Here is a 14,650-nt window from a genome sequence, read left to right as displayed (position 1 = left end):
ATATTATACATTAAGTTTATATGTTTAAAAAGAATATTTACTCAGATGTCTGAGGTTTCTCTTGTATTGTTTGTGGACTGTCTCTCACTTGAGAAGTGCTTTCCCTCAATTTTTTAATATCCACTCTGATCCATAATGAAATAATCAGTGCAACTACAAACATTGCGGTAAATATATACAGTGTCATCGTGTAGCTCGCTGTCGCCTCGTAAAGTTCCGCAACAATAAATGGACCTGCGAGGCCTGCAGCAGCCCATGCCGTCAAAATATAACCATGAATGGCGCCAAGCTGTTTCGTACCGAAAATATCACCAATATACGCTGGAATTGCAGAGAACCCACCGCCATAACAGGAGATCATAATAAACAATAAAATTGCAAATAAGTATTCATTTGTGACCAGAGGCAGCATTGCGAACACACCAATTTGAATTATAAAGAAAATAGTATATAGATTCGGCCGGCCGATATAGTCTGAAATTGATGCCCATATCAATCGTCCGCCGCCGTTGAACACACCCATAATACCTACGATGATTGCTGCAGCCGCTACTGAAATACCTGTAATTTCCTGGGCCATCGGGCTGGCTACTGCCAAGATAGCGATTCCACAAGTGACATTAATAAATAACATCAACCACAGAAAATAGAACCTTTTCGTTTTAATTGCTTCATTCGCAGTTAATTGCACCAGATCCTGTTTTACTTCCTTAGCTGAATTATCATCATTTTTCATACCTTCGGGTAAATAGCCTTCAGGCGGCTTTTCCAGATACAGGCTGGATGCCAGCATCACTACAAAATAAATGGCAGCAAGTATGTAAAATGTTGCAGCAATACTGAATTCATTCATTAAAAATTCCATTGCCGGCGAAGCAATCATCGCAGCAAAACCAAAGCCCATAATTGCAAGCCCTGTTGCCATCCCTCTTCTGTCCGGAAACCATTTGACAAGCGTTGAGACCGGTGTAATATAACCTATCCCGAGACCGATACCGCCAAACACACCATAGCCCAGATACAAAAGCCATAAACTTTCAATTTGTACAGCATATCCCGCCATTGCCATACCGACAGCGAAAAATGTTGTCGATACTAAACCGGAAGCTCTCGGACCATACTTTTCCACAAAGTGGCCCATAAATGCTGCAGAGAGCCCTAAAAATAAAATGGCCAGGCTGAATGTGAATGACACATCAGACAATGACCAGCCGACCGATTCCTGAAGCGGACCGGTAAAAACACTCCATGCATAGACGGAGCCGATTGAAATATGTATACCGACACCTGCAAGGGCTATCAACCAGCGATTCTTGTTTACTTCCATTTAATTTCCCCCCATAAGCTTAAATATTTACATTAAATATAGTTATCATATAAAATGTATATGTTTGCTATAATGTATTATATATGTTTATCAATAGCTGGACAATGCATTTTCCTGAATTGTGAAATCTTTCCGAAAATATTTTTAAAGAGGTTATAAAATGGAAATAACAACAGACAGAAAGATTGTCAGATACTTTGACGGTCAATTTTCTGATATAGATGATGTAGTTGCAGAAGAGTTCCCGTTGACTATTTATATCAATGATATTGAGTTTGCCACTCTTGTATGCTCTCCTGAACACCTGGAAGAGCTGGTCATCGGCTTTCTTGCGTCCGAAGGTGCAATCAGATCTTATAAAGATATTCTGTCCATCAATCTCGATGACAGAGGCGGCTTTTGTCATATAAAGCTGAACAAATCAATTCCTACCGATCATTTCCAGTATTCTAAACGCATATTGGGTTCGTGCTGCGGCAAAAGCCGTCAATTCTACTTTCAAAACGATGTCGATACAGCTAAAGTATCAATGAGTAAAACGACATTGACCCCGGAACAGATCAGCAGGCTGATGATAGAAATGCAGACGACGAGTACAATTTTCAAGGAAACAGGCGGCATTCATAATGCGAGTCTGGGCAGCCCTGATGGCACTGTCGTCCACCGCGGCGATATCGGTCGTCATAACGCACTTGATAAATTATACGGCTACTGCGTTGAAAATAATATTTCAGTCAGGGATAAGATTCTGGTATTCAGCGGCCGTATTTCATCCGAAGTTTTAACTAAGGCAGCTAAAATCGGTGTCGGCATCGTTCTGAGCAAATCTGCTCCTACGGATCTGGCAGTAAAACTTGCCCATGACCTAAACATTACTGCAGTCGGATTTGTGCGCGGCAATTCATTTAATGTCTACAGCCATCCATGGCGTATAAAGGAAATTGAATAATCTTTATATTTAGACTCGTGTCATTTGACTTACATGCTTTACACATTTATCATAAAACTAAGTAAATAACAGTACCACTAGGGGTGCATTAGCTGAGATAGCAGATTTCTGATATAAATTTATCAGAAAGTGCTGATCCCTTCGACTTGATCTGGGTAATTCTAGCGTAAGGAAGTGGTTTAGTACATAAATATCAAACAGCTAACCAAATATATTTCTATAGACTATGATGCTCTTTTGGTGTGTGCTGTTATTTATATTACTAAGCCCGCTTCTGCAATGATTTCATTGCCGGAAACGGGTTTTTTATTTTGGTAAAGGGAAGGATGGGGTAAATATGACAGAACGTCTGCCGATTGCTCTGACGGTTGCAGGAACTGACCCTACAGGCGGAGCTGGTATTTTAGCAGATATCAAGTCTTTTCATTCGAGAGAAGTATATGGCATGTCCGCTGTCACATCACTTACAGCACAAAATACGATGGGGGTGCAGGATGTCTTCAACGTGCCTGCAGATTTTCTCTCAGCACAGCTTGAAAGTATATTTTCAGATGAGGTGCCGAATGCCATGAAAAGCGGAATGATCGCAACCGAAGAGATGATGCGGGTTTTAAAATCTTACGTCACAAAATATGAAATGCCGCTTGTCATCGATCCGGTAATGATTTCAACGTCAGGGCATAATCTGATAAGCGGGGACGCCATAGCCTATTTGAGAGATGAACTGCTGCCTGCAGCCTTGACAGTGACGCCCAATATCATGGAAGCGGAAAAACTCACAGGTGTGGACATCGAAGATGAAGAAGATGTAAAAAAAGCCGCAAAAGTATTCATTGAAGAGATTGGAGTGCAAAGTGTAATCATAAAGGGAGGGCATTTAAAAGGTGCTGCGGTGGATTACCTGTTCGAAAAGGATAATGAGGTCAGATTGACCTCAGACAGAGTGGACACTAATCATACTCACGGCACAGGGTGTACATTTTCAGCTGTCATTACAGCAGAACTCTCCAAAGGCAAGCCATTGGAGAAAGCTTTTCGGATCGGGAAAAAGTATATAACCATGGCCATACAGAAGACTCCGGGAATTGGAAAAGGTGACGGACCGGTTAACCATTTTGCATATAAAGGAGAGTTGTAAATTTATGTCACTTTTACAAAGTATACGCGAAGAGCCGCCGCTTATTGTCTGTATAACAAATGACGTAGTGAAAAACTTTACCGCCAACGGGCTTATTGCACTGGGTGCTTCACCGATTATGAGTGGTGAAAAAGATGAGGCTGAATCTCTGATGAAAGCAGCGGATGGGCTGTTGATCAATATCGGCACTGCTGACACGCACAAGAAAGAATTGATGTCAGAAATGATCGTTCAGGCGAATAAAAATAACGTCCCTGTCGTATTGGACCCGGTCGGTTATGGCGCATCTTCTTTCAGAAAGAACCTTATCGATGAACTGATCGAGAATTATAAGGTTGACCTCATCAAAGGAAACAGAAGTGAAATGCTGGCATTGTCAGGAGAAGAGAGTATATCCCGCGGTGTCGACTCTGCTGAGGAAAGTGATGCACTTGAAATAGCTGAAAATACATTTAGTAAATATAATATACCGGTACTCGTTACAGGAGAAACAGATGCCATCGTTACACATGATCATAAATATACTCTTCATAACGGCCACGGACTGCAAGGGAGAATAACGGGTTCAGGATGTCTTCTTGGCGCAGTTACACTGACATTCATCGCCAAAAGTGACGATGTTAATAACGCCGTTATAGACGCTGTCAGTTACTATAACCTGTGTGCCGAATCTGCAGTACAGAACGGTGCTGCAGGCCCCGGTACTTTCATACCGGATTATATCGATGCGTTGTATTTGAATGATGATGTTATTTTAAAAGATAAGGCTGTTAAATCACATGAATAAAAATGACTTGAGACTTTATTTTATATACGGTTCAAATGGTGGAGATATAAAGAGCAGTCTTCACATAATAGAGCAGGCATTACAGAGCGGCATCACATTATTTCAATTGAGAGAGAAAGGAACTGATGCACTGACTGGTAAAAAGCTACAGGACTTTGCTCTGTCGGTCAAAGAACTGACTGCTGGATATAATGTTCCCTTCATCATAAATGACGATGTCGATCTTGCGAGGGCAGTACAAGCCGATGGCATCCATATCGGCCAGGATGATATGAGTCCTGAAAAGTTGCCTGTATATTTTGATGATAAAATTGTCGGACTGTCCGTTCGTGATGAGATGGAACTAGCTGCCAGCAATTTGGATAATGTCGATTATATTGGTACGGGACCAGTCTTTGCAACAAGCTCAAAAGACGATGCAGGTGAAACTATAGGTGTCTCCGGCTTAAAGTTGATGCGTGAAAAAATAGGAAATTTACCGATGGTGGCTATCGGTGGAGTAACGCTGAATAACTATAATCAATGTTTAGAAAATGGTGCGGATGGCATCGCAGTCATTTCGGCAATTTCCCAGTCGGAGGACATTCGCCACTCTGTCCGTAAATTCCTGGAATAAAATATAAAACGTCGTCATTGAAATAATGACGACGTTTTATCATTCATTTTTATACTCAATATATTCATAATCAGCGGTATTCAATTCATAATCTTTATAATAAGACGACATTATATCAGCGATGATTACCGACCATCTGATATCTGTTGCATATTGATGAGTTCCCGGCTTTTCTGGGTTCCATCTCATCTTATATAATGTATTTTGATAATTATTGACATAATTATTACTTATAAACTCTGCACCGCCGATTATAGCCGCTTCAGGTGAAGTCCAGCCCTCCTGCTCTGCATAGCTTGAACCTGCCTCAACTGCCTGTTTATCAAATGCACCGATACCAAAAAAATTATAGTAGGTCTGATCGGTTTCTACACCTTGTGCCAGCTCTGATTCACCATTACCTGTCTCTACCTGGGTATGGCTGATTAGATATAATACATTAATATCATAGAGATTCTGCGCTTCCAAAAAAGTTTCCCCACGTCCCTCAAGGATACCTTTGTCCTTCAATATCTCATTCAATATATCAATGTCCACCTCAACCTTTTCACGCAGATCCATATGCTGCAGCGGATAATGGTCCTGGTCAGTCTTCATATATTCTCTCAACTGATTTTCATCAGCATTCGTCAATTCACCATCTTGAATGGTAACGTCCTGCGTGTTTTTATCCAGTTGGGCTGAAACAGCTTCATCGAAAGTGTATTCAGATTGATAATTTCGGTTTCCTATTGTTTCAGAGACGATAAAAGTGATAACAAAAACACCCATGATGATGCTCAGCAATAATAATGGCAAATCATTTTTATCTTTATTCAACATGTTTTATACCTTTTCCTTCGCATACTTATATGAAATTAGTAATACCATAAAAAAGTAAGCATCAAATCTGATGCTTACTTTTAGTCATACCCGCAAGAGATATCAATGAATCCAACATCTTACCGATTCTTTGTTTCATCTCATTACTGAGGTTTCCGTAGTCACCGTTCTCATCTTTTTCATAATCAGCGCTGCTTGCACAGAGCTGTGTCGGGATAGCAAATGCGTGCAGCCCCCTCATGACAATTCTTAACTGCGCCAGCGGGTCAGTGTTTCTCATCCCGCCACTTGTGCAGTAGAGAGCAACCGGTTTTTCTTCAAACTGATCAAATGATAAATGATCCAAAGCATTTTTCAATATTCCTGAAAACGAAGTATGGAAGTTCGGCGTTCCAATTATAATCGCATCCGCCTCGCTCGCAATCCGCTTGAATTTTTCAAGTTCTTCCGTATCAGGATGGCCGAGTAATGGGATATCCCACTCACACAACTCTATTATTTCCACATGGTTTTCAGGCTGTTCAATCTGAGCTTTTATTTCTTCTGCTAAGAAAGCTGTGCTTGAACCTGGAAAGGGGCTCCCGGAAATAATCAGCAGATTCATAAGTTTGCTCCTTTATAAAAATATTTAGTACATCAATAATAACATTTACCATACGAGGATTCACATACGTCAAAAGAAGTAAAAAAAGAGACTTAACAAAGTCTCAGCTCATCAATTTATGATTTAATTCTTGTAATTTACCCAGTGTGTCTTCAGGTAAATCTTCGAGTTTAATTTCTTCGTCAACAATTTTCTGTGCTAAATCCATATCGACACCTACAGCTCGACTGATTTGGTATGCAGTTAATTTTTCCACGAGTAGTGAAAGGTTCAATTCAGTGTTCATAATATCACCTTCTTCATAAGTATCGAAACGATTCAATAACTAATTATATCACATCCTTCACAAACTTCAACTATATGCTTAATACATTTAAATCACTTTCTGCCATGCCCGAACAATGCATCTTCAAGATGACTGATTCTATCAATCACTTCAGGACTTAACGCCGATACGTCAATTTCTCCATTCAATACAGAATCGATCTCATCCAACGTCATTTCCAAAGCTTCACTCAACTGATAATTGGTCAAACTGCCTTTAAATATATTCATCTTCTGATCCATGGGCATCACCTTCTTTACTTAAGTTATACTAATTATAGAAAGTTATTGATAAAATGCAATGTTTTTCGATCTAATTAATTATTTTAAATTCGGGTAATCAGTCTATAAGGAGTGAGTATATGTACGAATCAATATTCCATAAACAAAAACAATTTTTCCAAACTAAAGAAACACTATCATTGGATGTGCGTATAAAAGCGTTAAAACAATTGAAAGATGCCATCAAGTTTTATGAAGACGATCTGATGTTCGCCATGAAGGCGGATTTCAACAAAAATGAAAGTGATACTTTTTTAACCGAAATAGGAATAATTTACAGTGAGATAAACCTTCATCTCAAAAAATTAGCAGAGTGGGCAAAACCTGTTAATGTTAAAACGCCTGTTACGCATTTCGGTTCAAAGTCAACAATCTACAAAGAACCTTACGGTGTCATCTTGATTATTTCTCCATGGAATTATCCTTTCAATCTGGCAGTGGCACCGTTGGTCGGTGCACTAAGCGCAGGCAACACTGCAATTCTAAAACCATCTGAGCATACACCGCACGTATCGGATGTCATTACAAAAGTGATTGAACTGGCATTTCCTGAAAAATACGTCACTTCAATTGAAGGGGGTATAGAAACCAACCAGCAGCTTTTAAGTCTGCCTTTTGATTATATATTCTATACCGGCAGTTCTCACGTTGGTAAAATCGTCATGGAAGCAGCTTCAAAAAATTTAACACCGGTCACACTGGAATTAGGCGGTAAATCCCCAAGCATCGTTACGAAGGATGCCAATTTGAAATACGCAGCAAAAAGAATCGTCTGGGGTAAATTTATGAATGCTGGACAGACTTGTGTTGCTACAGATTATGTTTATGTGGATAACAGCGTAAAGGAACAGCTGATTAAACATTTAAAACACTATACTCATAAATTTTATAATAAAGCATTCGAACAGCAGAATTATATGCAGATCATAAACGATGACCATTTTGAGCGGGTCCATAATTATATTCAGGGAGATATCGCCTATGGCGGGCGCAGTCATAAATCAAAACGGATGATAGAACCGACCATTATTCAAAATGTGGATTTCAGTCATCCTGCCATGGAAGAGGAAATATTCGGACCGGTATTGCCGGTACTTGGTTATGATAATTTGGAAAAGGCACTGATTGATATAAGAGACCTTCCTGATCCTTTGGCACTTTATATTTTCACTGAGAAAAATGAAACAGCACAGCATGTCATTAAAAGTGTGCCTTTCGGAGGCGGTGCCGTCAACGATACAATGTATCATTTAGCGACACCCCATATGCCATTCGGAGGACGTGGAAACAGCGGAATGGGGAATTATCACGGGCGTTATTCATTCGATACATTCAGTCATACAAAAAGCATATTGAATCAGACGACACTATTCGACATCCCGTTGCGCTATCCTACCTTTAGAAAGTTTCAGAAACTGTTGAAGTACATCTGGAACTAACATCATATCAATATAACGCTGTGCGTTACTTTCAAAACTTCATCCTTTTCAGATTATTTATAATCTTATAAAGTGTTTGACAAAATCATTTTTCAGATGTAACATTAGAAAAAATAATAAATATAGCTTATCAAGAGTGACGGAGGGGACTGGCCCGATGAAGTCCGGCAACCTTTTTAGTAAGGTGCCAATTCCAGCCGGGCATGCCCGGGAGATGAGCAGATAAGAGTCTGCTAAATTTAGCAGACTCTTTTATTTACTAAGGAGGAAATATTTATGTCAAAAGATTTCAAGTTCGAAACAAAGCAATTACATTCAGGTCAGGTAGTTGATTCTGAAACAAATTCACGTGCCCTCCCAATTTATCAAACAACCTCTTATGTTTTTGATGACACGGAGCACGGGGCAAACCTTTTCGGTTTATCAGAAGCCGGCAACATATACACACGCATAACGAACCCTACATCCGCTGCACTCGAAACAAGAGTGGCTGAACTGGAAGGTGGAACAGCGGGTCTTGCTGTAGCTTCAGGTATGGCTGCAATCACTTATGCTGTACAGGGCGTTGCAGATGCCGGAGACCATATCATTTCAACAACGAGTCTTTACGGTGGCACCCATACGTTATTTACACATACTCTCAAAAAGTTTGGAATTGACGTTTCCTTAGTAAATACTAAAGATCTGAGTAATGTTTCACGTGAAATAAAAGATAATACAAAAGCGATTTTTGTAGAAACCATTGGAAACCCTGAAGGTAACATTGAGGATTTGGAAGCATTGGCAAAGATCGCACAGGATAATAATATTGTTCTGATCGTGGATAATACATTTGCGACGCCTTATTTATGCCGCCCGATAGAACATGGCGCCAATATCGTCATCCACTCAGCTACTAAGTTTTTAGGCGGCCACGGCACTTCAATCGGCGGTGTTATTGTTGACGGCGGCAACTTTGATTGGAAAAATGGGAAGTACCCTGGGTTCAGTGAACCGGACAATTCCTATCACGGATTGGTTTTCGCCGACACTTTCGGTGACCAGGCATTCGCATACAAGATCAGAACAACTCTGTTAAGAGATACAGGCGCTGCGATTTCGCCATTCAACTCATTCCTGCTCACGCAGGGAATTGAAACACTTTCTTTAAGGATGGAAAGACATGTTGAGAATGCAGCTAAAGTTGCTGATTATCTGGCCAACCATGAAAAAGTCGAATGGATTGATTTTGCAGGCCTCTCCAGCAGTCCTTACAAGCAGTTACAAGAAAAATATCTGCCTAAAGGTGCTGGTTCTATATTCACTTTTGGAGTCAAGGGCGGCTACGAAGCAGGCAAGAAATTCATTGAATCACTTGAACTGTTTTCCATGCTTGCGAATGTGGGCGATGCAAAGTCATTGGTCGTACATCCGGCATCGACTACCCATGCACAGTTAACCGAAGAACAGCAGCTGGCAGGCGGAGTAAAACCGGAAACCGTGCGTCTTTCTATCGGTCTTGAGCATATAGATGATATACTTGATGATATCAATAAAGGTCTGGATGCGATTTAATGCCAATAAAAATAGTTGAAGGATTACCGGTTAAAAAAAGGTTGGAACAGGAAAATGTATTTACAATTGATGCCTCCAGGGCAACAACCCAGGACATTCGTCCCTTAAGAATTTTAATTTTAAACCTGATGCCTAAAAAAGAAGAAACAGAGCTTCATCTGTTAAGACTTCTTGGCAATACACCACTGCAGATAGACATTGAATTTTTATATACTGAGACACACAAAAGTAAAAACACACCGACCAGCCATCTTCATAAATACTACAGAACATTCGACGAAATTAAGGACGAACGCTTTGATGGCATGATTGTCACCGGCGCTCCGGTCGAAAAACTGGACTTTAACCAGGTGGATTATATTAATGAGTTGGAAGCTATCTTAAAGTGGTCGGAAACGCACGTGTTCTCCAGATTTTTCATATGCTGGGGCGCCCAGCATGCTCTGAATTATTACTATCAATTTGATAAGATCACATTATCCAGTAAATTATTCGGTGTATTCAAGTTTAAGAACATTATGCCGACACACCCTTTAATGAGAGGCTTCGATGATCAATTTGAAGTGCCACATTCAAGGCATACCAGAATGGACTTCTCCAATTTGGACAAACACTCTGAGTTGAAGGTCTTATCTGTCCACCCTGATTTCGGACCAGACATATTAAGTACCGAGGACAGCAGAGATCTTTATATCTTCGGACACTTGGAGTATGAACGGAACACTTTGCAGAATGAGTATCTCAGAGATGTAGAAAGAGGTGCCGACATAGGTATACCTCACAATTACTTCCCTGATGATGACTCTAATAACGAACCATTCTTCAACTGGAAATCACACGGCCACCTGTTATTCAATAACTGGCTGAATGAAACTTATCAGAACACATATTATGATTTAAACGATTTAGAGAAATAAAAAGCTCAGGTCCGGCGGACCTGAGCTTTTTTTATGATTTGTGGGAAACTTTCATATGATTAATACTATCATTTTGATGCTTTCTGGAGAGCCCCATAAGATTTTTAACAAATAATTCACCATAGAGTTTCAAACTCGGATTTTCTATTAGAGCTACATTTTTATCTATCACTTCTTTTTCGCGTGATGAATCAAAAACAGCAATATCCCGGGAATATTTATATTGTGCTATCTCCTCTGATATCTGCATTCTTCTTTCAAATAAACGCATTAACTCCTGGTCAATTTCATCAATTTCTTTACGCAACATATCATGTTTCGTCATAGGGACTCCTCCTTATCATTATTTTTGAACGATAGTGTCGTTCGTAATTGTTTTACCTTCCATTTCAGCAAGGATATTGATGTGCTGCATTAAATCCTTGAACTCCGCAGGTGTCAGACACTGCTGGCCATCACTCCATGCATTTTCCGGATCCTGGTGCACTTCTATCTGAAGTCCGTTCGCACCGGATACAACAGCTGATTTAGCCATGGAAGGAATGACGTATCTCGTTCCTGCAGCGTGAGATGGATCAATCACTATCGGCAAGTGTGATTCTTTTTGAATCACCGGTACAGCCTGAAGATCAAGAGTGTTACGAGTCGCTGTTTCAAAAGTACGGATACCTCTCTCACAGAAAATCACGTTGTCATTACCGCCAGCCATGATGTATTCTGCAGACATTAACCATTCCTGAATAGTCGCGGACATACCGCGTTTAAGTAAAACGGGCTTGTTCGTCTGACCAAGTGCTTTAAGCAGATCGAAGTTTGACATATTACGTGCACCTACCTGGATGACATCGACCATGTCTACGAATTCATCAATGTATTCAGTACCCATCAGTTCAGATACGATCGGCAGACCTGTTTCCTGTTTAGCTGTATTCAATATGCGTAAACCTTCAATACCCAGCCCCTGGAAACTGTATGGAGAAGTACGTGGTTTGAACGCTCCGCCTCTTAACGTATTTGCACCACCGTCTTTAAGCGCTTTTGCAAGAGCAACAGTATCTTCTTCGTTCTCTACTGAGCAGGGACCGGCGCAAACCATGAAATGGCTGCCCCCTACCTTCACTCCATCTATATCAATGACACTGTCATCTTCATGGAACCTTCGGTTCGCTTTCTTATACGGTGATTGAATTCTGAATACTGCCTTCACTATTCTGTATTTTTTGAAATCATTCTCATCTACACGAGAAGTATCTCCAATAAGTCCAATTATTGTCCTTCTTTCTCCGTCAGAACGGTGTACACGAAAACCCGCTTCCTCAATATTGGAAATTAACGTTTCAATTTCAGTTTCTTTGGCATCATGTGTAACATGGATAATCATAATAAAAAACCTCCCATAATTTTTGAAAAATAAAACTGCCACTTAATATATAAATAAGTGGCAGTTGTTGAAACAATATAGAAGTCCGATTCTCCAGCCACTTATTTTAAATGGCTAGACATTACAAAATGCTTTAGCCATCATTGATACAAACTTTGATTAGTTTTACGTTTGTACGCAATGATGAGTACAAACGGCATCAAAAATAGCTAAAGTAAAATCGATTATTAACTTGTTGTTTTGTCAATATGTTCAACATAGTAATCGCTCCAATTTGTAATGTGGTTGATTGCAATTATATTCACTAATCATTTCTTTGTCAACCCAAAATATTAAAATGTTCAGACTTTTAAAAATCTTGTCGTTTATTTACTTTAGTTATATACTCAAAAGTATAACCATATTGGAGGAATTACATGAATATAGTCATCATAGGTCTTGGAAATATCGGAGGCTCATTTGCACAGGCTATACAAAAGCATACCGAAGGACATGATGTATTTGCCATAGACGTTGATGAGGAAACTCTCCGGACAGCCGAAAAACAAGGCTTGATTAAGAAAGGATATACTGATCCCAAAGAAATTATCCCTAAAGCAAACTTTATTCTTTTTGCTGTCTATCCCAAAGTTATAGTAAATATTATCGATCAGTACTATTCACTTTTCCAGGAAAACACCATCATTAATGATGTCACTGGTGTTAAGAGGAAAGTCATTGCAGAGATAGAAGATAAACTGCCTCCAAAAGTTGATTTCATATTTGGACATCCTATGGCTGGCCGAGAAAATCGTGGATTAAAATATGCCAGCAGTGAAGTTTTTATCGGTGCAAACTATTTGATCACACCCACAAAACGAAATAAACCGGAAAACATAAAACTTCTAAAAGACTTTTTGAGTCAGATCGGCTTCAAGAATATTACAGAAGTCTCACCGGAGTTCCATGATGAAGTCATCGGGTTTACGAGCCAGCTTGCTCACGTTATAGCAATTTCTTTGATCAACAGTGATGATATCAACCGTAATACAAAACAATATACCGGCGACAGTTACCGAGACCTGACAAGAATCACCAACATCAATGATAAACTTTGGCCGGAATTATTTATTATGAATAAGGATTATCTGCAAAAACATATTGAAGAGTTTAAACTTCAACTCGAAAAGCTTTCGACAGCCATTGAAGATGAGGATGTCAGCACTATGGAAGAGATGATGGTCGAATCCCGAAAAAGATATCATGATTTGCATAGTCTTGAAATGCCAGAAGAATAAAAAGCAAAACCTGTTAATAGGTTTTGCTTTTTACTATGTATATATAACGGCGTTTATCACGATTACGAAACATTAATAGTATTTTTATACATAATACTAAGTATTTATTTACTTTTAAGCCCTATCTATGTATAATATTATTTATTAAGAATTTAGGAGATGGTTACATGGGGCGGCAAAGCAAATAGAACTTAATAAATTTTATGGAAAAAGCTTTTTAAAGGAAATCGATTTTTCCAAAGATGATTTGGAAACTTTGATAAACTTTGCAGCGGATTTAAAAAAGAAAGAAAAGCATGGCATCCCTCAGCGATTCATGAGTGGAAAACATATTGCATTGATCTTTGAAAAGCAGTCAACACGTACACGTTCTGCATTTACGGTAGCAGCTACCAAATTAGGCGCAAATGTAGAATACTTGAACAAAAACGATATTCAGCTGGGTTCAAAGGAATCTGTCGAAGACACGGCAAAAGTACTCGGTGCCATGTTTGACGGCATTGCATACCGAGGAGATCATCAGAAAACTGTAGAATCCCTTGGTGAACATGCAAACATCCCTATTTGGAACGCACTGACCAATGAATGGCATCCGACACAGATGCTCGCAGACTTTTTGACTATTAAGGAACATTTAGGCACGTACAAAGGCAAAACAATCACTTTTGTGGGCGATGGAAGAAACAATGTTGCTCATTCACTTTTGGTAACCGGAGCTATCTTGGGTGCCAATATAAATATTCTTGCACCAGAATCGCTTCAGCCGTCTATGCCTGTTCAAAAGATTGCATATGACATTGCTAAGAGCTCTGGCAGCAAAATATTGATAACGTCGGACATAAAAAAAGGTATGGCCGACAGTGATGCAGTGTATACAGATGTATGGTGTTCAATGGGGGAAGAGGAAGCCCTCGAAGAGAGAGTCAAATTATTGTCAGAGTATCAAGTCAATCAGGAATTAATGGACATGACAGGAAAAGAAGATACAATCTTCTTACACTGTCTGCCTGCTATTCACGATAAATCTACTGATATCGGTAAACTTGCCTATGAAAAATTCAAGGTTGACGGGCTCGAAGTTACCGATGAAGTCTTCAGAAGTCCTGCTTCCAAGGTTTTTGACCAGGCTGAAAACAGAATGCATACAATTAAAGCATTGATTGCAGTAACTTGCGGCAATGTACATTAATCATACAAAATAGAAGTTCCCGGTTATACTGATGTATAACCGGG

16 protein-coding genes and 2 riboswitches are annotated in these 14,650 nt (G+C 39.6%); of the genes, 9 read left to right on the top strand and 7 right to left on the bottom strand.

What is annotated here, in order from left to right:
* Nucleotides 1–37 precede the first annotated feature (37 nt).
* The gene (locus tag ACY8DT_RS07585) at nucleotides 38–1,327 is read right to left on the bottom strand and encodes an L-lactate MFS transporter (protein ID WP_462419729.1); all 1,290 of its coding nucleotides are present in this window, start codon (nucleotides 1,325–1,327) and stop codon (nucleotides 38–40) included.
* A gap of 160 nt (nucleotides 1,328–1,487) precedes the next feature.
* On the opposite strand from ACY8DT_RS07585, the gene fdhD reads away from it, so the two are divergent.
* The 4 genes from fdhD to thiE all read left to right on the top strand — a co-directional run bounded on the left by fdhD (nucleotide 1,488) and on the right by thiE (nucleotide 4,817).
* A complete protein-coding gene (gene fdhD / locus ACY8DT_RS07580) occupies nucleotides 1,488–2,276 on the top strand; it encodes a formate dehydrogenase accessory sulfurtransferase FdhD (protein ID WP_462419728.1) in 789 nt (262 codons plus the stop codon).
* 69 nt (nucleotides 2,277–2,345) lie between these two features.
* A riboswitch (TPP riboswitch) is annotated at nucleotides 2,346–2,466 on the top strand.
* 147 nt (nucleotides 2,467–2,613) lie between these two features.
* Entirely contained in the window at nucleotides 2,614–3,414 is an 801-nt protein-coding gene (thiD, locus tag ACY8DT_RS07575; protein WP_462419727.1) for a bifunctional hydroxymethylpyrimidine kinase/phosphomethylpyrimidine kinase, read from the top strand.
* 4 nt (nucleotides 3,415–3,418) lie between these two features.
* The gene (gene thiM, locus ACY8DT_RS07570) at nucleotides 3,419–4,201 is read left to right on the top strand and encodes a hydroxyethylthiazole kinase (protein ID WP_462419726.1); all 783 of its coding nucleotides are present in this window, start codon (nucleotides 3,419–3,421) and stop codon (nucleotides 4,199–4,201) included.
* Nucleotides 4,194–4,817: a thiamine phosphate synthase gene (gene thiE, locus ACY8DT_RS07565; RefSeq protein WP_462419725.1), complete on the top strand. Its 624-nt coding sequence runs from the start codon at nucleotides 4,194–4,196 to the stop codon at nucleotides 4,815–4,817. Before thiM ends, thiE begins: the two co-directional genes overlap by 8 nt.
* Nucleotides 4,818–4,856: 39 nt before the next feature.
* Here the strand turns inward: thiE and ACY8DT_RS07560 are convergent, their stop codons facing one another.
* The 4 genes from ACY8DT_RS07560 to ACY8DT_RS07545 form a co-directional block, all read right to left on the bottom strand.
* Nucleotides 4,857–5,639: an N-acetylglucosaminidase gene (locus ACY8DT_RS07560; RefSeq protein WP_462419724.1), complete on the bottom strand. Its 783-nt coding sequence runs from the start codon at nucleotides 5,637–5,639 to the stop codon at nucleotides 4,857–4,859.
* A gap of 61 nt (nucleotides 5,640–5,700) precedes the next feature.
* The gene (locus ACY8DT_RS07555; protein ID WP_462419723.1) at nucleotides 5,701–6,243 is read right to left on the bottom strand and encodes an NADPH-dependent FMN reductase; all 543 of its coding nucleotides are present in this window, start codon (nucleotides 6,241–6,243) and stop codon (nucleotides 5,701–5,703) included.
* Between the two features lie 103 nt (nucleotides 6,244–6,346).
* Complete coding sequence (locus ACY8DT_RS07550) at nucleotides 6,347–6,529, bottom strand: hypothetical protein (RefSeq protein WP_462419722.1); 183 nt, start codon at nucleotides 6,527–6,529, stop codon at nucleotides 6,347–6,349.
* Between the two features lie 92 nt (nucleotides 6,530–6,621).
* Entirely contained in the window at nucleotides 6,622–6,810 is a 189-nt protein-coding gene (locus tag ACY8DT_RS07545; RefSeq protein WP_462419721.1) for a hypothetical protein, read from the bottom strand.
* 119 nt (nucleotides 6,811–6,929) lie between these two features.
* Between ACY8DT_RS07545 and ACY8DT_RS07540 the strand changes: the two genes are divergently transcribed.
* The 3 genes from ACY8DT_RS07540 to ACY8DT_RS07530 all read left to right on the top strand — a co-directional run bounded on the left by ACY8DT_RS07540 (nucleotide 6,930) and on the right by ACY8DT_RS07530 (nucleotide 10,759).
* Nucleotides 6,930–8,288 (top strand): aldehyde dehydrogenase, encoded by a 1,359-nt coding sequence (locus tag ACY8DT_RS07540; protein ID WP_462419720.1) that lies wholly within the window; start codon nucleotides 6,930–6,932, stop codon nucleotides 8,286–8,288.
* A gap of 124 nt (nucleotides 8,289–8,412) precedes the next feature.
* Nucleotides 8,413–8,509: riboswitch (SAM riboswitch) on the top strand.
* A gap of 55 nt (nucleotides 8,510–8,564) precedes the next feature.
* Nucleotides 8,565–9,842, top strand: a complete 1,278-nt coding sequence (locus ACY8DT_RS07535; RefSeq protein WP_462419719.1) for an O-acetylhomoserine aminocarboxypropyltransferase/cysteine synthase family protein — start codon at nucleotides 8,565–8,567, stop codon at nucleotides 9,840–9,842.
* Nucleotides 9,842–10,759 carry a homoserine O-succinyltransferase gene (locus ACY8DT_RS07530; RefSeq protein ID WP_462419718.1) on the top strand — a complete coding sequence of 306 codons (918 nt, stop codon included), beginning with the start codon at nucleotides 9,842–9,844 and terminating at the stop codon, nucleotides 10,757–10,759. Before ACY8DT_RS07535 ends, ACY8DT_RS07530 begins: the two co-directional genes overlap by 1 nt.
* A 31-nt stretch (nucleotides 10,760–10,790) precedes the next feature.
* Here the strand turns inward: ACY8DT_RS07530 and ACY8DT_RS07525 are convergent, their stop codons facing one another.
* Together ACY8DT_RS07525 and aroF are read right to left on the bottom strand one after the other, a co-directional pair.
* On the bottom strand, nucleotides 10,791–11,084 hold the full coding sequence (locus ACY8DT_RS07525) for a chorismate mutase (RefSeq protein WP_462419717.1): 294 nt from the start codon (nucleotides 11,082–11,084) through the stop codon (nucleotides 10,791–10,793).
* An 18-nt stretch (nucleotides 11,085–11,102) separates the two neighbouring features.
* Nucleotides 11,103–12,140: a 3-deoxy-7-phosphoheptulonate synthase gene (aroF, locus tag ACY8DT_RS07520; RefSeq protein WP_462419716.1), complete on the bottom strand. Its 1,038-nt coding sequence runs from the start codon at nucleotides 12,138–12,140 to the stop codon at nucleotides 11,103–11,105.
* 416 nt (nucleotides 12,141–12,556) lie between these two features.
* On the opposite strand from aroF, the gene ACY8DT_RS07515 reads away from it, so the two are divergent.
* Complete coding sequence (locus tag ACY8DT_RS07515; RefSeq protein ID WP_462419715.1) at nucleotides 12,557–13,417, top strand: prephenate dehydrogenase; 861 nt, start codon at nucleotides 12,557–12,559, stop codon at nucleotides 13,415–13,417.
* Nucleotides 13,418–13,601: 184 nt separating this feature from the next.
* On the top strand, nucleotides 13,602–14,606 hold the full coding sequence (gene argF / locus ACY8DT_RS07510) for an ornithine carbamoyltransferase (RefSeq protein ID WP_462422242.1): 1,005 nt from the start codon (nucleotides 13,602–13,604) through the stop codon (nucleotides 14,604–14,606).
* Nucleotides 14,607–14,650: the final 44 nt, after the last annotated feature.

The sequence above is a fragment of the Salinicoccus sp. Marseille-QA3875 genome (genome assembly GCF_054950095.1).
Note: the sequence above shows the minus strand (reverse complement) of the source record. Positions and strands in the feature narration are given on the sequence as shown.